Origin of the sequence: Microvirga sp. M2 (assembly GCF_047497095.1) — a bacterium.
Lineage (GTDB): Bacteria > Pseudomonadota > Alphaproteobacteria > Rhizobiales > Beijerinckiaceae > Microvirga.
Genome location: NZ_CP134063.1, coordinates 2,191,850 through 2,211,621, shown reverse-complemented (window position 1 = coordinate 2,211,621; position 19,772 = coordinate 2,191,850). Strand labels below are relative to the sequence as shown.

18 protein-coding genes and 1 tRNA gene are annotated in these 19,772 nt (G+C 65.4%); 7 read left to right on the top strand and 12 right to left on the bottom strand.

Features of this window, described 5'->3' with window-relative positions:
* Positions 1-7: 7 nt before the first annotated feature.
* Together tig and RE429_RS10405 are read right to left on the bottom strand one after the other, a co-directional pair.
* Positions 8-1,405 (bottom strand): trigger factor, encoded by a 1,398-nt coding sequence (gene tig / locus RE429_RS10410; RefSeq protein ID WP_414470712.1) that lies wholly within the window; start codon positions 1,403-1,405, stop codon positions 8-10.
* Between the two features lie 109 nt (positions 1,406-1,514).
* Positions 1,515-1,599, bottom strand: a tRNA-Leu gene (locus RE429_RS10405).
* Between the two features lie 170 nt (positions 1,600-1,769).
* On the opposite strand from RE429_RS10405, the gene RE429_RS10400 reads away from it, so the two are divergent.
* Entirely contained in the window at positions 1,770-3,158 is a 1,389-nt protein-coding gene (locus RE429_RS10400; protein WP_414470711.1) for a multicopper oxidase family protein, read from the top strand.
* Here the strand turns inward: RE429_RS10400 and RE429_RS10395 are convergent.
* Positions 3,151-4,635, bottom strand: coding sequence for an NAD(P)H-hydrate dehydratase (locus RE429_RS10395; protein ID WP_414470710.1), 1,485 nt, complete (start codon positions 4,633-4,635; stop codon positions 3,151-3,153). The two genes, RE429_RS10400 and RE429_RS10395, sit on opposite strands and share 8 nt — an antisense overlap.
* Before the next feature lie 179 nt (positions 4,636-4,814).
* Here RE429_RS10395 and RE429_RS10390 point away from each other — a divergent pair, with 179 nt between their 5' ends.
* On the top strand, positions 4,815-5,153 hold the full coding sequence (locus RE429_RS10390; RefSeq protein WP_009490961.1) for a P-II family nitrogen regulator: 339 nt from the start codon (positions 4,815-4,817) through the stop codon (positions 5,151-5,153).
* Between the two features lie 66 nt (positions 5,154-5,219).
* Positions 5,220-6,629, top strand: a complete 1,410-nt coding sequence (gene glnA / locus RE429_RS10385; RefSeq protein ID WP_414470709.1) for a type I glutamate--ammonia ligase — start codon at positions 5,220-5,222, stop codon at positions 6,627-6,629.
* 119 nt (positions 6,630-6,748) lie between these two features.
* On the opposite strand, the gene RE429_RS10380 is transcribed toward glnA, so the two are convergent.
* Positions 6,749-7,459 carry a helix-turn-helix transcriptional regulator gene (locus RE429_RS10380; RefSeq protein WP_414470708.1) on the bottom strand — a complete coding sequence of 237 codons (711 nt, stop codon included), beginning with the start codon at positions 7,457-7,459 and terminating at the stop codon, positions 6,749-6,751.
* Between the two features lie 139 nt (positions 7,460-7,598).
* Between RE429_RS10380 and RE429_RS10375 the strand changes: the two genes are divergently transcribed.
* Both RE429_RS10375 and RE429_RS10370 read left to right on the top strand, forming a co-directional pair.
* A complete protein-coding gene (locus RE429_RS10375) occupies positions 7,599-8,219 on the top strand; it encodes a LysE family translocator (RefSeq protein WP_414470707.1) in 621 nt (206 codons plus the stop codon).
* 197 nt (positions 8,220-8,416) lie between these two features.
* The gene (locus tag RE429_RS10370) at positions 8,417-8,761 is read left to right on the top strand and encodes a DUF1236 domain-containing protein (protein WP_414470706.1); all 345 of its coding nucleotides are present in this window, start codon (positions 8,417-8,419) and stop codon (positions 8,759-8,761) included.
* Positions 8,762-8,865: 104 nt separating this feature from the next.
* On the opposite strand, the gene RE429_RS10365 is transcribed toward RE429_RS10370, so the two are convergent.
* Both RE429_RS10365 and RE429_RS10360 read right to left on the bottom strand, forming a co-directional pair.
* Positions 8,866-9,531, bottom strand: a complete 666-nt coding sequence (locus tag RE429_RS10365; RefSeq protein ID WP_414470705.1) for an outer membrane protein — start codon at positions 9,529-9,531, stop codon at positions 8,866-8,868.
* A gap of 322 nt (positions 9,532-9,853) precedes the next feature.
* The gene (locus RE429_RS10360) at positions 9,854-10,552 is read right to left on the bottom strand and encodes an alpha/beta fold hydrolase (protein ID WP_414470704.1); all 699 of its coding nucleotides are present in this window, start codon (positions 10,550-10,552) and stop codon (positions 9,854-9,856) included.
* Between the two features lie 175 nt (positions 10,553-10,727).
* On the opposite strand from RE429_RS10360, the gene RE429_RS10355 reads away from it, so the two are divergent.
* The gene (locus tag RE429_RS10355) at positions 10,728-12,242 is read left to right on the top strand and encodes a DEAD/DEAH box helicase (RefSeq protein ID WP_414470703.1); all 1,515 of its coding nucleotides are present in this window, start codon (positions 10,728-10,730) and stop codon (positions 12,240-12,242) included.
* 296 nt (positions 12,243-12,538) lie between these two features.
* On the opposite strand, the gene RE429_RS10350 is transcribed toward RE429_RS10355, so the two are convergent.
* Together RE429_RS10350 and RE429_RS10345 are read right to left on the bottom strand one after the other, a co-directional pair.
* Positions 12,539-12,931, bottom strand: a complete 393-nt coding sequence (locus RE429_RS10350) for a TfoX/Sxy family protein (protein ID WP_414470702.1) — start codon at positions 12,929-12,931, stop codon at positions 12,539-12,541.
* Between the two features lie 116 nt (positions 12,932-13,047).
* Positions 13,048-13,428, bottom strand: a complete 381-nt coding sequence (locus RE429_RS10345) for a HesB/IscA family protein (RefSeq protein ID WP_414470701.1) — start codon at positions 13,426-13,428, stop codon at positions 13,048-13,050.
* Between the two features lie 170 nt (positions 13,429-13,598).
* Between RE429_RS10345 and ybaL the strand changes: the two genes are divergently transcribed.
* The gene (gene ybaL, locus RE429_RS10340) at positions 13,599-15,476 is read left to right on the top strand and encodes a YbaL family putative K(+) efflux transporter (protein WP_414470700.1); all 1,878 of its coding nucleotides are present in this window, start codon (positions 13,599-13,601) and stop codon (positions 15,474-15,476) included.
* Here the strand turns inward: ybaL and RE429_RS10335 are convergent.
* The 4 genes from RE429_RS10335 to sufD form a co-directional block, all read right to left on the bottom strand.
* Entirely contained in the window at positions 15,375-16,595 is a 1,221-nt protein-coding gene (locus tag RE429_RS10335) for an FAD-dependent oxidoreductase (protein WP_414470699.1), read from the bottom strand. The two genes, ybaL and RE429_RS10335, sit on opposite strands and share 102 nt — an antisense overlap.
* Before the next feature lie 119 nt (positions 16,596-16,714).
* Positions 16,715-17,098, bottom strand: a complete 384-nt coding sequence (locus RE429_RS10330) for an SUF system Fe-S cluster assembly protein (protein WP_414470698.1) — start codon at positions 17,096-17,098, stop codon at positions 16,715-16,717.
* A gap of 12 nt (positions 17,099-17,110) precedes the next feature.
* Positions 17,111-18,346, bottom strand: coding sequence for a cysteine desulfurase (locus RE429_RS10325; RefSeq protein WP_414470697.1), 1,236 nt, complete (start codon positions 18,344-18,346; stop codon positions 17,111-17,113).
* Positions 18,347-18,458: 112 nt separating this feature from the next.
* Positions 18,459-19,772, bottom strand: coding sequence for a Fe-S cluster assembly protein SufD (gene sufD / locus RE429_RS10320; RefSeq protein ID WP_414470696.1), 1,314 nt, complete (start codon positions 19,770-19,772; stop codon positions 18,459-18,461).

Genomic DNA, 19,772 nt, shown 5'->3' with positions numbered 1-19,772 from the left:
TGAAGCGTTACTCGCCCTTGCTGGCTTTCTGACCGCCCTTACCCTTCGGCTCGGAATCGGACCCTTCGGCCTCATCGTCGCTGAAGAGGGCTTCCTTGGAAACCGTCTCCTCGTTCACCTTCACCTGCGACAGGATCTGGTCGACGACTTTCTCCTCGAACAGAGGAGCCCGGATTTCAGCGAGGGCCTGCGGGTTCTTCTGGTAGAACTCCCAGACCTGCCGCTCCTGGCCGGGATACTGGCGGACCCGCTCGATGAGGGCCTGAGTCACCTCGTCGTCGGAAATCTTGATATCGGACTTCTCACCGATCTGCGCAAGGACCAACCCGAGGCGCACGCGACGCTCGGCGATCTTGCGGTAATCGGCCTTCGCCTGCTCTTCCGTCGTGTCCTCGTCGGCGAAGGTGCGGCCATTCGACTTCATGTCGGCCTCGACCTGCGACCATACGGCGGCGAATTCCTGCTCGACCAGGGACGGGGGCAGCTCGAAGCTGTACTTGGCGTCGAGAGCGTCCAGAAGCTCCTTCTTCACCTTGCGGCGGGACTGGGCGTCGAAATCGCGCTTGATGGCGTCGCTGATCGCTTCCTTGAGCTTGTCCAGGGACTCCATGCCGAAGCCCTTGGCCATCTCGTCGTCGATCTTCAGCTCGCCGGGAGCCTCGACTTCCTTCACGGTCACGTCGAACTCGGCATCCTTGCCGGCCAGGTGAGCGGCCAGGTAGTTCTCGGGGAACTTGACCTTCACGAGCTTGGTGTCGCCGTCCTTCAGGCCGATGAGCTGCTCCTCGAAGCCCGGGATGAAGGTGTTGGAGCCCAGCTCCACACGGATGTCCTGGCCGTTGCCGCCTTCGAACTCGGTGCCGTCGATTCGGCCCACGAAGTCCACCAGGACACGGTCGCCGTCGGCGGCCGCGCCTTCCTTCTTCTCGAAGGAGCGGTTCTGCTTGGCCATGCGCTCGAGCGACTCGTTGATTTCCGTCTCGGAAACCTCGACCACCGGCTTCTTGACGCTCACGTCCGACAGATCGGCCAGCTCGAATTCCGGCAGGACTTCGAGGGCGACCGTGAAGGCGAGATCGCCCTTGGCGTCCATGGCCTTCTCGATCGTGTCCTTGTCCTCGGGAAACTGGATCTGCGGCTCGTGGGCGAGCTTCAGGCCGTTGTCCTCGACGATCTTGCGGTTGGCCTCGTTGACGGCGTTCTGGAGAACGTCGGACATCACGGAGCGGCCATAGACCTTGCGCAGGTGGGCGACCGGCACCTTGCCGGGGCGGAAGCCGTTGAGCCGCACGCGATCCTTGATGTTGTCCAGCTCGCTGTTCAGGCGCTGCTCCAACTCGGTGGCCGGGAGCACGACCTTGAACTCTCGCTTCAAGCCTTGGGACAGTGTTTCCGTCACCTGCATAGTTCTATTCGCCTTCATTCACTCGAAAAATTGATATCTGGCTCCGGCCGATGCGACAGTCGCTGTCGTCAACCAGGTGCCAGGAGCCTCCGGACCCAATCCCGATGATTGGTGCGGGCGGAGGGAGTCGAACCCCCACGACTTGCGTCGCTGGAACCTAAATCCAGTGCGTCTACCAGTTCCGCCACGCCCGCATGGGAGTAGCACGATATACGCGCCCCTCTTCCGGGACGCGGCTCTATACCATGCTTGGAGAGGCATGCATTAAAAAACTTCGCGCGCAAGCGCAAAGCAACCAAACTTGGCCATTTTCGTTGAAGAAGGTACTCTGTAACCTCCCGCCCCCTATCGTGAGCCCTCTTGCATGATCACCCGCCGCGCCGCCATCGGGGGCCTCGCCGCAACCCTGCTCGGGCTGACCAGGCGGGCGGCGGCTCAAGGAACGCCCCAAGGATGGACCCAAGGCTCGCAGTCCTCTCCGGCGATCGAGAGCCTGAAGGGCAACGGCCTCGGCTGGAACGTCACCGCCAAGCCTCGGTCGATGCGCCTGCTGCCCGACGCGTCCCGGGAGGCCGACCTCTGGACCTTCGACGGCAGATTGGCGCCTGCCTTCAGGATCAAGCATGGCGCAGAGGTGCGGCTGTCCCTCGAGAATGACACACCGCTCCCGTTGTCCCTGCATTGCCATGGTGTCCGGGGGCCGAACGACATGGACGGGGTCGGCGGCCTGACCCAGAAGCCCGTCGCTCCCGGCGAGCGCTTCGACTACTCCTTCACTCCTCCCGACCCCGGCACGTTCCTGATCCGCCCCTGCGTTCCGGGCAAGAGCGCCGAGCCCATGGAACGGGGCCTGTCGGGCTTGCTGATCGTCGAGGAAACCAACCCTCCTGAGGTCGATCAGGATATCGCCCTGCTCGTGGACGATTGGGCCCTTGCGGATGACGGGAGTCTTGCCCTCGGTGAACCCGCTCCCGCGGGACGGCTGGGCAGCGTTCTGACCGCCAATGGAAAACCTGCTCCACAGCGGATCGAGGCCGCGCCCGGCGGGCGCATCCGCCTCCGGCTCGCCAATGCCTGCAACGCCCGGATCATGCGGCTCGGCCTCGAAGGACTGAACGCCTGCGTGATCGCCGTCGATGGACAGCCCTCCAGCACCTTCGAGCCCCTGAAGGCGTCCCTGCCCTTCGCGCCCGGAAACCGTTACGACCTGCTCGTCGACCTGCCGCGGGAGACCGGCTCTGCCGGGACCGTGAGCGCCCTGATCGGCAACGGATTCCCGCTCCTGGAGATCGTCGCGTCAGGCGATGGGCGCGATGCCCTGCCCCCGATCGCGCCGCTGCCCCCGAATCCGAAGCTGCCGGATGCGATCAGGCTCCAGGCGGCCATGCGCAAGGACGTCATCATGGAGGGGATCCCGAAGGATACGTCGATCCCCCCTTGGACGATCAACGGGGCTGTAGGGAACGCCGGAAATCCGCCGCTCCTGAGCGTCAAGCGCGGCTCGCCCGTGGTCCTGGCCCTCAGGAACGAGACCGGCTTCGTCCAGCCCATGCACCTGCACGGGCACGCGTTCCGGCTTCTGCATCCGCTCGACGACGGCTGGGAGCCCTATTGGCTCGACACGGTGCAGGTCCCGGAGAACAAGACGGTCCGGATCGCCTTCGTGGCCGACAATCCCGGCAAGTGGCTGCTCGCCTCGACGGTCATGGAGCGGTTCGACGCGGGCCTGTGGACCTGGATCGAGGTCAGTTGAGAAGCCCGCGCAGGACGGCCGGAATGAGGTCGGCCAGATCCTCCGCGATCAGTCCCGGCCCGAAGCTCGCGCCCGCCTCCGCGTGGATCCAGACGCCCGCCGAAGCGGCCTCGAAGGCGGGCAGTCCCTGGGCCATGAGGCCCGCGACGATCCCGCTCAAGGTGTCGCCCGACCCGGCCGTGCCGAGATAGGGCGTGCCGTTCTCGTTGACGGCGACGCGCCCGTCCGGCGCGGCGATGACCGTGTCCGGTCCCTTGAGCACCACGACCGCGCCCGTATAGAGGGCGGCGCGACGCGCCCGCTCGATTTTCGATTCCGGATCAAGGAGATCCGGGTGATCCTTGAACAGCCGGCTGAACTCGCCGTCATGGGGCGTGAGCACCGTCGGAGCGTGGCGGAAGGCCTGATGAAGCTCCGTGGCGAGCCCTTCGAAGGATGTCAGCGCATCCGCATCCAGCACGAGGCTGCGCCGGGCCTGGGCCGCCACCGCCACCATGGCGCGGGTGCCGGAATGGACCCCGAGGGCCGGCCCGAGCACCAGGGCGTTCAGCCGCCTGTCCTGGAGGATGTGATGGAGCCCCTCCGGACCGTCGCAGCCCCGCAGCATGACGGCGGTGAGATGGGCCGCGTTGACACCGAGAGCCTCCGGCGGCGAAGCCACCGTGACGAGGCCCGAGCCGATCCGCAAAGCCGCCCGGGCCGCCAGCCGCGCCGCGCCCGTCCGCGTCGCGCCGCCCGAGAGAACGAGGGTGTGGCCGCGGTCGTATTTATGGGAGCCGAGCTCGGGCCGGGGCAGCTTTTGGAGCCACAGCGCGGGAGCATTCGCGAAAAGCCTTCCGCCGACCGCCTGCAGGGTCGCCCGCGCAATCCCGATATCGGCCACCTCCACGCTCCCGCAGAAGGCCCGGCCCGGCATCAGGAGATGACAGGGCTTGCGGGCCGCGAAGGTCACCGTCCGGGCCGCCCGGACCGCGATGCCCCGCACCCGCCCGGTCGCGCCGTCCAGCCCCGAGGGCAGGTCGACGGCGAGAATGGGTCTGCCGGAGGCGTTCATGCGGTCGACCGCAAGATGGGCCGCGCCGTCGAGATCCCGCGCAAGCCCCGTGCCGAACAGCGCATCGACGATCAGGTCGGCTTCGGAAAACGGCAGGTTCTCGACCGGCTCGATATCTCCGGGCCAATCCTTTGCCGCCAGCGCCGCATCGCCCGAAAGCCGCTCGACGCGCCCCAACAGGCCGAGCGAGACCCGATGGCCCTGCTCCGCCAGGCGCGTCGCGACGACGAAGCCGTCGCCGCCGTTCTGGCCGGGGCCCGCGGCGACGATCACGCGCGCCTCTTTCGTGAGCATCTCGGCCGCCGCGCGGGCGACGGCACGGCCCGCTCTCAGCATGAGCTCGATGCCCGAAATCCCCGACTCGATGGTCCGGGCATCCGCTTGTTTCATTTCCGGGGGCGTAAGGATGAGTTCAGGAGGCATTCCGACCCTCGAAATTACCGGATGAAGAGCCTTTGCCGACGAAAGCCGCACATGCACAAACTTTGAGCAACAACTGCTCCCCGGAGATGCAATTGCGCCCGATTTGAATCGTTGAATCCATGGAAGGCGCCCTGTGCTGGTGCTAAAAGCGGCAAGTCCCGAACCGAAACGGTTATCCGATGAAGAAAATCGAAGCCATCATCAAACCTTTCAAGCTCGATGAAGTCAAAGAAGCCCTCCAGGAAGTCGGACTCCAGGGCATCACGGTCATCGAGGCGAAGGGTTTCGGCCGTCAGAAGGGCCATACCGAGCTGTATCGCGGAGCGGAATACGTCGTCGACTTTCTGCCCAAGGTGAAGCTCGAGATCGTCCTGAACGACGACATGGCCGAAAGCGCCATCGAGGCCATCCGCAAGGCGGCCCAGACCGGGCGCATCGGAGACGGAAAGATTTTCGTGTCGACGGTCGAAGAGGCCGTCCGAATCCGTACGGGCGAGACCGGATCCGACGCGATCTAAACGCGCCATCTCAAGCCGAGGCTTCAAGGCCGAGGACTATCTTAAGGGCAGAAGAGGACCAGCACCATGCAGACCGCCAAGGATGTGCTCAAGGCGATCAAAGATAACGACGTGAAGTACGTCGATTTCCGTTTCACGGATCCGCGCGGCAAGTGGCAGCACGTGACCTTCGACGTCTCGATGGTCGACGAGGACCTGTTCGCCGACGGCATCATGTTCGACGGCTCCTCCATCGCCGGCTGGAAGGCGATCAACGAGTCCGACATGACCCTCATGCCCGATCCGACGACGGCGCAGATGGACCCGTTCTTCTCGGCCTCCACCCTGTCGATCAACTGCGATATTCTCGAGCCCGCCACGGGCGAGCCCTATAACCGCGATCCGCGCGGCATCGCCAAGAAGGCCGAGGCCTATCTTCGCTCCACCGGCATCGCCGACACGGTCTATGTCGGCCCCGAGGCCGAGTTCTTCGTGTTCGACGACGTGAAGTTCATGGCCGACCCCTACAACACCGGCTTCAAGCTCGATTCGTCCGAGCTGCCGATCAACGGCGACACGGCCTATGAAGGCGGCAACCTCGGCCACCGCATCCCGATCAAGGGCGGCTACTTCCCGGTTCCGCCGCTGGATTCGGCCCAGGACATGCGCGGCGAAATGCTGGCCGCCATGAAGTCCATGGGCGTGACGGTCGAGAAGCACCACCACGAGGTGGCCTCCGCCCAGCACGAACTCGGCACGAAGTTCAACACGCTCGTGCGCACCGCCGACGAGATGCAGATCTACAAGTACTGCATCCACAACGTCGCCCAGTCCTACGGCAAGACGGCCACCTTCATGCCGAAGCCGGTCTACGGCGACAACGGCTCGGGCATGCACGTGCACCAGTCCCTCTGGAAGGACGGCAAGCCTCTCTTCGCCGGCAACAAGTATGCCGATCTGAGCCAGGAATGCCTGTGGTACATCGGCGGCATCATCAAGCACGCCAAGGCGCTCAACGCCTTCACCAACCCGTCGACGAACTCCTACAAGCGACTCGTCCCGGGTTATGAGGCTCCGGTTCTGCTCGCCTACTCGGCGCGCAACCGCTCGGCGTCCTGCCGCATTCCGTGGACGACCTCTCCGAAGGCCAAGCGGGTCGAGATCCGCTTCCCCGATCCGACCGCCAACCCCTATCTCGCCTTTACCGCGATCATGATGGCGGGCCTCGACGGCATCCTCAACAAGATCGATCCCGGCCAGGCGATGGACAAGGATCTCTACGACCTGCCCCCGAAGGAGCTCAAGAAGATCCCGACGGTCTGCGGCTCCCTGCGCGAAGCCCTCGCCAGCGTCGACAAGGACCGTGCCTTCCTCAAGGCCGGCGGCGTCTTCACCGACGATTTCATCGACGCCTATATCGAGCTGAAGATGACCGAGGTCGCCCGCTTCGAGATGACCCCGCACCCGGTCGAGTTCCAGATGTACTATTCCGTCTGACGGGACCTGTTTCCTCCCGGCTGCATTTTTTACCGCAGCCTTCCTGCCGGAGCCCTCTGGGCTCCGGCTTTTTTGTGGGCGCGATGATCCTCGCATGCGCTGCGCCCGCCGCTCCGGGATCATGCGCCCCCTGTTTCCGCGACGCTCCGGTTGACGGCCCAACCGGACACCCATCGGCGCCTCAGCGCATCGCCTTCTCCCTTGAAGAAGGCCTCCACCGGCGCACCGCTCTCCACGCGATCCGCGCGGAAATGGCGCAGATCCTGGCGCAATTCGCACCACGCGACGATGTTGGCGGCCTCCGGATAATAGATGAGCGCGATGGGGCGGATCGTCCTCCCGGTCCGCCGCCCCTGCTCGTCGCGATAGGCGATCGTGAGCTTCCTCTCGTCCCGGATCGCGGCCCTCACCACCGCGAGGTCGACCCCCGAACCCGTCCGGACGGCGGCTCCCCAGGCGTGAAGGGTCTTGGCGGCCAGTGCCTGGCGAAGCGGCGGAGGAACGGCTGCGGCGATCTTCTGGCTGATCCTTTTCGCCGATTGTTCGAGGGCGGCGTCGCCGGTGCGCTCCAGGAGCGCGAGGGCCAGCACGATGGCCTCCGTTTCCTCGATGGAGAACATCAGCGGCGGCAGATCGAACCCGGCGCGCAGCATGTACCCGATGCCGCGCCCGCCTTGAATCGGAACATTCATCGCCTGGAGCGCCCCGATATCCCGGTAGATCGACCGCGCCGTCACGCCCAGAGTTCGGGCGATCCGCGCCGCCGTCACCGGCTCGTCCGCGATCCGCAGGATCTGGATGATCTCGAACAGCCGGGAGGCTTTCCGCATCTGGCCTTCCTTTCGGCAACTGGCCTTCCTTTCAACTGACACAACGGTGTCAGTTGAGATGTCGACCTTTGACCCTCATAGGATTGATAAACAACGATAAATGTCGGATCCATCATCGGCACGGCTGAGGGCAACTGACATGACTTATAGCGCGAATCTCGGGCTCTTTCTCACGCTTCTTCTGGGTATCATCGTCGTTCCGGGCATGGACATGCTCTTCGTCCTCGCCAATGCGCTGACGGGTGGGCGCAGGGCCGGTCTCGCGGCGACGGCGGGCATCATGACGGGAGGGGCGGCGCACACGATCTTCGGCGCTCTCGGCGTCGGGCTGATCTCGCGCCTGTCGCCGACGATCCTGAGCGCCCTGCTCTATGCCGGCGCGGCGTACATGACCTGGATCGGCCTGACGCTCCTGCGCAGCTCGATCGCCATCGGGGATGTCGGAGCGGCGAAAACGCGATCCCTCTGGGTAGCCTTCCGCCAGGGCGCCGTCACATGCCTTCTCAATCCGAAAGCCTATCTCTTCGTGCTCGCGGTCTACCCGCAGTTCCTGCTGCCTCATTACGGGCCGATCTGGCTGCAGGCCCTGGTGATGGGAATCATGACGGTCGCGATACAGTTCGCGGTCTATGGCGGGCTGGCCATGGCGGCGGGACGCGGTCGGGAACTCCTGGTCTCCAGCCCCCGCGCGACCGCAACGATCGGGCGCCTTGCCGGAATCCTGCTCATCGGCATCGCGATCGCCACGGCCCTGCGGTAGCCTCCCGGTCCCAGGCTTTCTCCCGTCGGCAAAGGAATTCCGGCAAAGGAATTCCTGGCGTTCCATAGGAAAAGCGATCGCGAATCAGGAACGCTTCCTCACCCCTCGGAGTTACCCAGCCCGAAGCGGCCCATCGACGGGCCGCATGCTTGAGCCCGCCTCAAGACGACTCCGAACGCCAAAAGAAGGAGAAGACCATGAAGAGCGCCATGATCGCAGTTGCGGCCGCTTTCGGCCTTCTGGCCGCCGTTCCGGCCAGCGCCCAGACCGCCGTGACGACCACGGAGACCACCGGCTCCATCACCATCGCGCCGGAAAAGCGCACCATCATCCATGAGCGTCTGGGCTCGGCGAAGCCCGTGACCGTGAAGGAGAAGGTGACCGTGGGCGCGACGGTTCCCGACACCGTCGAGCTGCAGACCGTTCCCGACACCATCGTGTCCGACATCCCGTCCGTGAAGGGCTACAGCTATTTCGTCTATAACGACGACGTGGTCTTCGTGGACCCCAAGACCCGCAAGGTCGTGACCATCGTCCAGTAAGCCGCTCGCGCCGCGATGCCGTCCGGCGACGGGCGTCATCGCCGCCTGAAACAAAAAAAGGCCCGGGTTTCCCCGGGTCTTTTCTGTCGCGGATGCGACGGATCTTAGTAGGTGCCGAAGCGGTAGTTCAGGCCGGCGCGAACCACACCGAAATCGGTGTCGCCGGTGCTGAACGTGCCGACCACGCCCGGAACCGTGAAGTCGTCGCTGTCGAGTTTCACGTACAGGCCTTCGAGCTTGGCCGAGAGGTTGTTGGTGATGGCGTACTCGATGCCGCCGCCGACCGTCCAGCCGTTGCGGTTGTCCGTGAAGGCCCAGCCGCCGGTGGCGTAGATCAGGGCGCGGTCGAACGCGACACCGACGCGAGCACGCACCGTGCCGAACCAATCGGCCGAATTACGGGTGATCAGCGTGCCGCCGACACCGGTGAAGTCATAGGTGGTGCTGCCGAAATCGGCCCACTGCAGGTCGCCTTCCACACCGACCACGAAGGAGCCGATCTGGTAGTTGTAGCCGGCCTGAGCGCCGCCCACGAAGCTGGCGTCGTTGTTGCTGTCGGCGAAGATCGTCGTGGTGGGATTGAACACGACATCGTCATTGCCGTTGTTGAAGCCGACGCCGGCGTTCACACCGACGTAGAAACCGGTCCAGGTGAAGACCGGAACGGCAGCCACGATCGGAGCCGGAGCGCGGCGGGAGGGAAGGTCGGCGGCCATCGCGCCAGCGGTGAGGCCGAGAAGGGCAACCGAGGAGAGAAGAATCTTTTTCATTGATTTATCCATTCGGGAAGAACGCTATGGCGTCGCTTCTAATCGAGGGCAGGCTCGGCGTCTGTCACTTTCGCGCAACAGTGGGCAAAGCTCGCGAACCTGCGCGCCTGAACCCGGATGCGCCGCCGCAGCGACGGGATCCGCACCCGGCCGAGCGCTCGCGGCCGGAACGCCCCATCCCGGGCGCAAACCTTTGCTGAAACAGGGATATTTCACGTTCTGGCGATGGGTGAATGGCCCGGGACACAGACGCCCGAGGCGGTAAGAAATCATTGACCATGTAGGAAAAGAGCACTTTCCTTGCAGGTCTCTCAGAGGTCTCTCAGCCCTCTTCGAGCCACATGCGCATGGCGTGCGCGACCCGCTCGGGCTGCTCCAGGCTGGACAGGTGCCCGGCCCTCGGCACGATGGCGAGCGAGGCCCATTCGATCATGTCGGCCATCTCGCGGGCGATCTCGGGTGGCGTGATGGCATCGCCCTCCCCGACGAGAACCAGGGTCGGGATTTCGATGCCGGACAGCAGCGGCCGGGAATCCGCCCGGTTCATGATGGCGTGCTGCTGCCTGGCATAAGCCTCCGCCCCGGTATCGCGCAGCATTCCGAACACGGTGGCCTGAAGGGCCCGGTCGTTCCTGTGGTCGGGATGCACCAGGCGCGGCCACAGCTTCGCATGGATCTCCTCGAAGCGACCCGCCTGCGCCAGGACGATGAGCTGCTCGCGATCCCGACTCGCCTCGGGCGTGTCGGGCCGGGCGCTGGTGTCCAAAAGCGCGAGACGCTCGACCCGTTCGGGGGCCTGGCGCATGACCTCCATGGCCACGTATCCGCCCATGGAGAGGCCGGCGAGAGCGAAGCGTTCGGGCGCATCCTTCAAGAGCCGCGCGGCTATTGCAGGAACCGAATCATCTTGGGTATGGTCGGCGACGACAACGTTCCTGCTTCCGGACAGGGCGGCGATCTGGGCGTCGAACAGGCGCCCCGTGCAGGCCAAACCCGGAATCAGAACCAATGTTTCGGCCATTTCTTCGCTCCCTTGCAAGTTTGCTTGTATTGACAAGCTCATAGCTTGTCCTATGGTCCCGCCACACCTTTTACTTGAGCAAGAACCTCAGGTGAAACCAGTCTCGCGCCTGTTTGTTGCCGTAGAGCGCGGCCGGCACTGTCAGCGCATCCTGCCCCCAACGGTATAAAGATTCATGTCCTTCGCCGAACTCGGACTTAGCGATAAAGTTCAACAGGCTGTTGCCGCTGCCGGATACACGGAGCCGACGCCGATTCAGGCCCAGGCCATTCCCCATGTGCTCGCCCGCAAGGACGTTCTCGGCATCGCCCAGACCGGCACGGGCAAGACGGCAGCCTTCACATTGCCGATGCTCACTCTGCTCGAGCATGGCCGCGCCCGGGCCCGCATGCCGCGGACGCTGATCCTGGAGCCGACCCGGGAGCTCGCCGCCCAGGTCGAGGACAATTTCGACAAGTACGGCATCTACCACAAGCTTTCCGTGGCTCTGCTGATCGGCGGCATGTCCTTCGGGGACCAGGACGCAAAGATCACCCGCGGTGTCGACGTCCTGATCGCCACGCCCGGCCGCCTGCTCGACCATTTCGAGCGCGGCAAGCTCCTGCTGACCGGCGTCGAGCTCCTCGTCATCGACGAAGCCGACCGCATGCTCGACATGGGCTTCATTCCGGATATCGAGCGTATCGTGAAGCTCGTGCCCTTCACGCGCCAGACGCTGTTCTTCTCGGCGACCATGCCGCCCGAGATCCAACGCCTCGCGGATGCCTTCCTGCACAATCCGGTCAAGGTCGAGGTCGCCCGCGCGGCCACGGCGGCCGCGACGATCACCCAGCGCCTCGTGGCGACGGGCCGGCAGGATTGGGAGAAGCGCGACACCCTGCGCCGCCTGATCCGCAACGCGACCGACCTGCAGAACGCTATCGTCTTCTGCAACCGGAAGCGCGACGTGGCGGTGCTTCACCGCTCGCTGCAGAAGCACGGCTTCGGGGCCGTGGCCCTCCACGGCGACATGGATCAGCATGCCCGCATGGCGGCCCTCGACAGTTTCCGGACCGGCGAGATGCCCATACTGGTGGCGAGCGACGTGGCGGCCCGCGGCCTCGACATTCCCATCGTGAGCCATGTGTTCAATTACGACGTGCCCCACCATGCCGAGGATTACGTCCACCGCATCGGCCGCACGGGCCGGGCCGGCCGCGCCGGTCATGCGTTCACGCTCGTCAGCCCGGGCGACGAGAAGTCCCTGGCCGCGATCGAAAAGCTGATCGCCACCACGATCGAATGGGACGGCCCGACCGTCGCCGAACTGCCGCCTTCCGAAGGCTCCTCCCGCCGCGGCGGCCGTGGCGAAGAGCGCGGCTCCCGCGGCCGCAAGGTCAAGGTTCGCTCCGGTGGCCGGCAGCGGACCGACGCCGACGAGACGGCAGAGGAGGCTGCGCCCGCGCGGGCGGCGGCTCCTCGCCAGGAGCAGTCCGCGCGCAGGGCGCGCCCCGAGAGGGAGCGTCCCGAGAGGGAGCGTCCCGAAAGAGCCGAAAGGGAGCGCCCCGAGCGGGAACGCTCCTCCGGCAGGGGAAGCCAGGGCGGGAACCAGGGCCGTTCGCGTCGCGACGACGACGATGTGCCGGTCAAGGGGCTGGGCGACCACGTGCCGGCCTTCCTCATGCGACCGGTCACGACCAAGAAGTCGTAGGGCATCGACCGCAGAAGCGGGAACCGGTTTTGCGGGAAAAGATGCTCAAAAGCAGAGACTTTCAGCATCGGACGTGAGTTCGATTTCACACCGATGCCGTGATCATTCATCGTCATCATTCATCGTCATGGCCGGGCTCGTCCCGGCCATCCACGTCTTGGGCCATCCACGTCTTGGGGACGACTGCGCCACGAAAACGTGGATGCCCGGCGCAGGGCCGGGCATGACGGGAGTGATGATGCTCCTACGATAGAACAGCGAACCATTTGAACGGCCCCAAAGGGCCGCACGATGCGCTAAAGCGCGGGTTCCGATCTCTTCTTCGACGTCCGCGCGGGCGAAGACGGCTTCTTCGCCCTCTTCGCAGCAGCCGCTTTCGTCCGCAGGGCCGCCTCGAAGGCCATTCGGGCCAGGCGGGCCGCCTCGTCGGGGTCGTCCAGGGCCGATTCCGGCATGAGCCAATAGCTCATGACCACCGTCCGACCGTCCTTCGTCCGGTAGCCGAAAGGCCGCGAGCCGAGGTCGCGAAAGAAGCCGAGGCTCTCGTCGTCGACCTTCAGATAGAGCTCGCCCCCGCTCTCGAGGGCGAACATCAGCCCGTCGCGATAGACCCCCTGCCCGCCGAACATGCGGCGGGTGCCAACCGGGCCGAACGCCTGAAACGTCTCGCGGATGGCCTCGGCATCCATCGAATCTAGCGCATCGTGCGAAAAAGTGGCCCCGGGTTTTCGCACAAACGATGCGCTCCTCTAGAAAAGAGCATCGGATTCAACCCCAAAAGTGGAATCCACTTTTGGGTCCGATGCTAGCCGGCGCTATGGAGCGCGGGCGGCGTCGCCGGGGTGATCGCCACGGATTCGCCGCAGCCGCAGGCGGAGGTCTGGTTGGGATTGTTGAACACGAACTGGGACGACATCTTGGTCGTCTGGAAATCCATCTCCGTGCCGAGCAGGAACAGCACCGCTTTCGGGTCGATCAGCACGGTCACGCCCTTGTCCTCGACGATTTCGTCGAGCGGGTTGACGCTTTCCGCATATTCCATGGTGTAGGACATGCCGGCGCAGCCGCCGTTCTTCACGCCCACGCGGACGCCCACGATGGGCCGGTCCGCCTTGCCGATGATGTCCTTGACGCGGGTTGCCGCCGCGTCCGTCAAGGTGACGACCTTGAAACCGGGTAGAGCCATAAGCCTTCTCTCCTGGCGGCCGGGTTCAAGGCCCGGGCAGAACGAGTACGATGATCCATAGATAAGAGATCCGGGGGCAAACGTCGAGATCAACAGGGTTGTGATCGGCGGCCGCGTGCCTCATACGGGGTATGCCTTTTCCCAGGACATATCCCCTCCGAGGAGACCCGATGCCGCATCACATGCCGCTGATATCCACGATCGTGGTCGGCCTCGTCCTGGCCTTCGTTCTCGGCGTCATCGCGCAGCGGCTTCGCATCTCTCCCCTCGTGGGCTATCTCCTGGCCGGCGTTTTCGTCGGGCCCTTCACGCCCGGCTACGTGGCGGACCAGACGCTCTCGAACCAGCTCGCCGAGATCGGCGTGATCCTGCTCATGTTCGGCGTCGGCCTGCATTTCTCGCTCAAGGACCTCCTGTCCGTCCGCGCCATCGCGGTTCCAGGCGCCATCGTCCAGATCGCCAGCGCCACGCTGCTCGGGATGGGGCTCGCCTGGCTGATGGGCTGGAGCCTCGAAGGGGGCCTCGTCTTCGGCCTTGCCCTGTCGGTGGCCAGCACGGTCGTGCTGCTGCGCGCCCTGCAGGAGCGCCGCCTCGTGGAAACCGAGCGCGGCCATATCGCGGTCGGCTGGCTGATCGTCGAAGATCTCGCCATGGTGCTGACCCTGGTGCTGCTCCCGGCTTTCGCCAAGGCGACGGCGGGCGCCGGCGCGGATCTCGAGTCGATCGCCATCTCGCTCGGCTTCACCCTCGGCAAGGTCCTGGCCTTCATGGCGGTCATGCTGGTCGTGGGCCGGCGCGTCATCCCGTGGATCCTGCATTACGTCGCGCATACGGGTTCCCGGGAGCTGTTCCGCCTGTCGGTTCTCGCCATCGCCCTGGGCACGGCCTTCGGGGCGGCCGAACTGTTCGGTGTCTCCTTCGCCCTCGGGGCGTTCTTCGCCGGCATGGTCTTGAGCGAATCGGAGCTGAGCCATCGCGCCGCGTCCGAAACGCTGCCGCTGCGCGACGCCTTCGCGGTGCTGTTCTTCGTCTCGGTCGGAATGCTGTTCGACCCGATGATCCTGATCCACAATTTCGGGCCGGTGCTGGCCACGTTCCTGATCATCGTGGTCGGCAAATCGCTCGCCGCCTACGGCATCGTCCGCCTGTTCCGGCATCCCGACACGACGGCCATCACAATCGCGGCGAGCCTGGCCCAGATCGGCGAGTTCTCGTTCATCCTCGCCGGCCTCGGCGTGGAGCTCCAATTGCTGCCGAGCGAGGGGCGCGATCTGATCCTGGCGGGCGCGATCCTCTCGATCCTCGTGAATCCGTTCCTGTTCACGCTTCTGGACCGCTGGTTCGCCAGGCGGGAGGCCGCGAGACCCGAGAAGGCGGCCGAGGCCGAAGCCGCGACGGCTCCGGTCGAGCCTCCGGCCGCGACGCGAGAGCCCCTCCCGAAGACGTCCCTGGCGGATCATGTGGTCCTCGTCGGCCACGGCCGGGTCGGCAAGTTCATCAGCGGCAAGCTCGCCGCGACCGGAACGCCGTTCCTGATCGTCGAGACCAACAAGACCCAGCTCGCGGACCTGCCGCAGGGGGGCGTCGAAACCCTGATCGGCAACGCGGCCGATCCGGAGGTCGCGGCCGCCGCGAATGTCGGGGACGCCCGCTGCCTTCTGGTCGCCATTCCGGATGCGTTCGAGAGCGGACAGGTCGTCGAGCAGGCCCGCAGGCTCAACCCGGACCTGCCGATCGTGGTGCGCGTTCATTCCGCCGCGCAGGAAGATCACGTCATGAAATACGGCGCGACCCGGGTGGTGATGGGAGAGCAGGAAATCGCCCGGGCCATGATCTCGGCGGTTCCCGATGCTCCGCGCGCGCCGATCCTCTCGTCCGTCGAGGACGCCGACGAGATCGAAGGGGTGACGGACGGGGCCGCGCAGGAGCAGGCTGGCGAAGATGCCCTACCGGACGTGCTCCGGCCGGAAACCGATGCCGATGAGGCGGGCGGGAAGACGCCGGAGCCACGGCCAGCCGGCCAGCACGCGGAGGAGCCAGGGCGCTGACACCGGGCCCGTGGTCTTGAGAACGGGATCGATCAGCCGCCTCTGAACGAGCACCTGCAGCCCTTGCGTCAGCCGCGTCGGAAGCTCCCGCCGTTTCTGAACGAGGGCGAGCGTCTGCGGCGCGGGGGCGCCGTTCCTGAGGGAAGGCCCGAGGAGGTTTGCCGTCGCGACCGCGTCCTGGATGGCGAGATTGATCCCGACCCCTCCGATCGGCGACATGGCGTGCGCCGCATCGCCGATGCAGAGAAGCCCCGGCCTCGACCATTGCTTGAGCCGGTCGACGGTGACGGTCAGGAGACGGATGTCGTCCCAGCCGCGGATCTCCTCGGTCCGCGCCCCCAGGAACGGCGCGAGGCTCGCCAGATTGCGCCGGAAAGCGTCCAGTCCTTCCCGCCTGACCGTTTCGAACGTCCCCTTGGGGATGAGATAGGCGCATTGCCAATAATCGCCGCGGTCGAGCATCACCAGCATCCGCCCGGCCTCGATATGCCCGAGCAGGTTGGTGGGGTCGCCCGGGAGCTTGGAGACCCGCAACCACAGCACGTCCATGGGCGCCCCGATGTCGATCACCGGAAGACCCGCCTTCTCGCGCATGATGGAGTGCCGCCCGTCCGCCGCGACGACCAGGTCGCAGGTCACGTCGAGGGGGCCGTCCGGCGTCGTGGCGCGAACGCCGGCGATGCGCCCTCCCTCCTCGATCAGGTCCACCGCCTCGGCCCGCATGCGCAGGCGAAAACCCGGATAGGACCGGGCTTGCCCGACCAGGAAATCGAGGAAGTCCCATTGCGGCATGAAGACCAGAAACTTGCAGCGGGTCGGCAGATGCGAGAAGTCGCCGAGCTTCAGCAGGGTGTCGCCGATCCGCAGGCTGGCGGTCTGCACCTCCTGATGCGGCCTGCTCAGGAAGTCGTCGAGAAGGCTGAGCTCGCCCATGAGCTCGAGCGTCGAGGGATGAATGGTGTCACCGCGAAAGTCCCGCAGGAAATCGGCGTGCTTTTCGAGGACGAGGACGTCCGTTCCCTGCCGGGCGAGAAGGTAGCCCAGCATGATGCCGGCCGGTCCGCCGCCGACGATGCAGCAGCGGGCCTGGAGCGCTTCAGGGGCCCGGGGCGTATCCATATGCGGCCTCCTCCCGGCAGGACGAGGCTGTACGCTTAGCACATTTCCGGCGGCAGTGCGCTACAGCATCGGACCCAAACGATGACACTGTAGGAGAGGATTCGCGGAACCGGTGTCCGTTACCACATGTCGAGGGCGACGCGCGCCTCGTCGGACATGCGGCTCTGGTCCCACGGGGGATCGAACACGATGGTGGCCCTGACGCTCTGCACGCCCGGCACCGTGGCCACGGCGTTCTCCACCCAGCCCGGCATCTCGCCGGCGACGGGGCAGCCCGGAGCCGTGAGGGTCATGTCGATGGCCACGTTCCGGTCGTCGTCGATGTCGACACGGTAGATGAGGCCGAGCTCGTAGATGTCCGCCGGGATTTCCGGATCGTAGACGGTCTTGAGCGCGGCGATGATGTCGTCCGTCATGCGGTCGAGCTCTTCCGGAGGGATCCCTGAGCCGGGCGACACCTGCGGCGCGTTGGGCCCGTCCTGGATGGGGGTCTGGTCGTTCACAGGGTCAATCCTTCAGGCAAACAGGGTTTCCGCCTTCTGCAAGGCATCCACCAGTTTATCGACTTCTTCCATGGTGTTGTAGAGGCCGAATGATGCACGGCAGGTGGAGGTGGAGCCGAAGCGGGTCAGGAGCGGCATGGCGCAATGGGTGCCCGCGCGGACCGCGACGCCCTGCCGGTCGATGATCGTCGCGACGTCATGGGCGTGGGCGTTCTTCATCTCGAAGGCGATGATCGGGCCCTTGCCCTTGGCCTGGCCGATGATGCGAATGGAGTTCATGGCGCGCAGGCGCTCGTGCGCATAGGCCGCGAGAGCCTCCTCATGGGCGCGGATGTTCTCGCGCCCGAGTTCCATCATGAAGCGGAGCGCGGCGTCCAGGCCGATGGCCTCCAGGATCGCCGGCGTTCCCGCCTCGAAGCGATGCGGCGGATCGTTGTAGGTGATCGCGTCCTCGCGCACCTCGCGGATCATCTCGCCGCCGCCCTGGTAGGGCGGCATCTTCTCGAGAAACTCGCGCTTGCCGTAGAGAACGCCGATGCCCGTCGGACCATAGACCTTGTGGCCGGTGAACACATAGAAATCGGCATCCAGATCGCGCACGTCCACATCGAGATGCACGGCGCCCTGAGCCCCGTCGACGAGGACCGGAACCCCATGGCCGTGGGCGATGCGGATGATCTCCTTCATGGGCGTCGCGGTGCCGAGCACGTTGGACATGTGCGTGATGGCGACGATCTTCGTGCGGGGAGAGAAGAGCTTCTCGAATTCCTCGACCAGGAAGTTGCCCTCGTCGTCCACCGGAGCCCACTTGATGACGGCTCCCTTGCGCTCGCGCAGGAAGTGCCAGGGCACGATGTTGGAATGATGCTCCATGATGGAGAGGATGATCTCGTCCCCCTCCCCGATATTCATGCGGCCGAAGGAATCCGCCACGAGGTTGTAGGCTTCCGTGGCGGATTTCGTGAAGACGATCTCGTCGACCGATTCCGCATTGATGAATTCGCGCACCGTCTCGCGCGCCCGCTCGAAGCCCTCGGTCGCCACGTTGGCCATGTAATGCAGGCCGCGATGGACGTTGGAGTACCCCGTCTCCATGGCGGTCACCATGGCGTCGATCACGGCCCTCGGCTTCTGCGCCGAGGCGGCATTGTCGAGATAGACGAGCGGTTTGCCGTAGACCTGCTGCGACAGGATCGGGAACTGCGCCCGGATCGTTTCGACGTCGTAGGGCTTGATTTGCATGTTCATCGCCTGAACCGTTTCTCTGCCGTCATGGCCGGGCCCTGACCCGGCCATCCACGTCTTTCCCCGTCATTGAAGAGCGAATGCCCGGCACGGGGCCGGGCATGGCGAGGAGGTTTTACGAACGGGCCTTCAGCCAGCCCTCGACCGTGCCGACCAGGGCCTCGCGGACGCTCTCGTTCTCCACGAACTCGATGGCCTCGCCCAGGAAAGCCTGGACGAGAAGACTCTCGGCATCCTTCCGCGGCAGGCCGCGGGCCATGAGGTAGAACAGGAGATCCTCGTCGAGCTGTCCGCAGGTGGCGCCATGGGCGCACTGCACGTCGTCGGCGAAGATTTCGAGCTCCGGCTTGTTGTTCATGGAACCGCCCTCCGAGAGGAGAAGCGCCGCCGACATCATGCGGCCGTCGGTCTTCTGGGCGTGATGCGGAACGATGATCTTGCCCTGGAAGACACCCGTGGCCTCGTTGTCGATCACGGTCTTGAACAGTTCGCGGCTCTCGCAATGGAGCGCATTGTGCTCGACCACCAGGGTGGAATCGCCGTGCTGCGAGCCTTTCAGCATCGACGCGCCGTTGACGCGCAGGTGCGTGTTCTCACCGTCGAGAATGGCGTAAACCTGGTGACGCGACGTGGAGGCGCCGACGACCACGTTGATGCTGTTGACCATCGCCTCGGCGCCGACCTTCGCGGCGAGCGTCGACAGAGCGAGAGTCTTGTCGCCCTCGGCGTTGAGGCGAACGTGCTGCACGTTCGACCGGTCGCCCGCGATCATCTCCACCACGTCGTTCGGCTGATGGTTCACGCCGTCGGCGCTCTCGTGGGTTTCGAGGAGCGTGACGGACGCATCGTCCTCCACCACCACGAGAACGCGCGTGGCGGTGGCGACCGCGGAACCGGCAGCGGTCACGAAGCGCAGGTGAACCGGCATCCCGACCGAGCCGGCGACACGGACCATCACCCCGTCCGCCATGAACGACGTGTTGAGCTGATAGACCGGATTGTCGCTCGCCCACGGAACCGGGCTGAGCTTCGCCAGCCATTCGTGGCCGTTGGCCAGCGCCTCGCGCAGAGGCACGATCTCGATGCCGTCGGGCAGCGCGTGGAAGTCGACCGCCTCGCGCACGAAATGCCCGTTCACGAACGGCACCTCGAGCGCGCTCACGCCGGTAAACGCCTTCGCGTCCCGCAGCGCCGCCTTGGCCTCTTCGGCCGAGGGCACGGCCGCGAAAGGCGCGACCTCGCGCAGGAGGGCGCGCAGATCCGTGTACTTGAACTCCTCGACCCGGCGGTGCGGAAGCCCGCGGGTGGAGAATTGCTCGAAGGCCTGGGCGCGCGACTCCGCGTCGCCCGGAAGCGTCGTCCTGACGCTCTCGAAGGCCTGCACCAGCGCGGTTTCCGCCGGCGTCTTCATGAGGGTCACGTCGGCCAT

Coding starts and splice junctions, on each gene's coding strand:
- tig (WP_414470712.1), bottom strand. CDS start 1,405: ATGCAGGTGACGGAAACACTGTCCCAAGGCTTGAAGCGAGAGTTCAAG.
- RE429_RS10400 (WP_414470711.1), top strand. CDS start 1,770: ATGATCACCCGCCGCGCCGCCATCGGGGGCCTCGCCGCAACCCTGCTC.
- RE429_RS10395 (WP_414470710.1), bottom strand. CDS start 4,635: ATGCCTCCTGAACTCATCCTTACGCCCCCGGAAATGAAACAAGCGGAT.
- RE429_RS10390 (WP_009490961.1), top strand. CDS start 4,815: ATGAAGAAAATCGAAGCCATCATCAAACCTTTCAAGCTCGATGAAGTC.
- glnA (WP_414470709.1), top strand. CDS start 5,220: ATGCAGACCGCCAAGGATGTGCTCAAGGCGATCAAAGATAACGACGTG.
- RE429_RS10380 (WP_414470708.1), bottom strand. CDS start 7,459: ATGCGGAAAGCCTCCCGGCTGTTCGAGATCATCCAGATCCTGCGGATC.
- RE429_RS10375 (WP_414470707.1), top strand. CDS start 7,599: ATGACTTATAGCGCGAATCTCGGGCTCTTTCTCACGCTTCTTCTGGGT.
- RE429_RS10370 (WP_414470706.1), top strand. CDS start 8,417: ATGAAGAGCGCCATGATCGCAGTTGCGGCCGCTTTCGGCCTTCTGGCC.
- RE429_RS10365 (WP_414470705.1), bottom strand. CDS start 9,531: ATGAAAAAGATTCTTCTCTCCTCGGTTGCCCTTCTCGGCCTCACCGCT.
- RE429_RS10360 (WP_414470704.1), bottom strand. CDS start 10,552: ATGGCCGAAACATTGGTTCTGATTCCGGGTTTGGCCTGCACGGGGCGC.
- RE429_RS10355 (WP_414470703.1), top strand. CDS start 10,728: ATGTCCTTCGCCGAACTCGGACTTAGCGATAAAGTTCAACAGGCTGTT.
- RE429_RS10350 (WP_414470702.1), bottom strand. CDS start 12,931: ATGGATGCCGAGGCCATCCGCGAGACGTTTCAGGCGTTCGGCCCGGTT.
- RE429_RS10345 (WP_414470701.1), bottom strand. CDS start 13,428: ATGGCTCTACCCGGTTTCAAGGTCGTCACCTTGACGGACGCGGCGGCA.
- ybaL (WP_414470700.1), top strand. CDS start 13,599: ATGCCGCATCACATGCCGCTGATATCCACGATCGTGGTCGGCCTCGTC.
- RE429_RS10335 (WP_414470699.1), bottom strand. CDS start 16,595: ATGGATACGCCCCGGGCCCCTGAAGCGCTCCAGGCCCGCTGCTGCATC.
- RE429_RS10325 (WP_414470697.1), bottom strand. CDS start 18,346: ATGAACATGCAAATCAAGCCCTACGACGTCGAAACGATCCGGGCGCAG.
- sufD (WP_414470696.1), bottom strand. CDS start 19,772: ATGGCCGACGTGACCCTCATGAAGACGCCGGCGGAAACCGCGCTGGTG.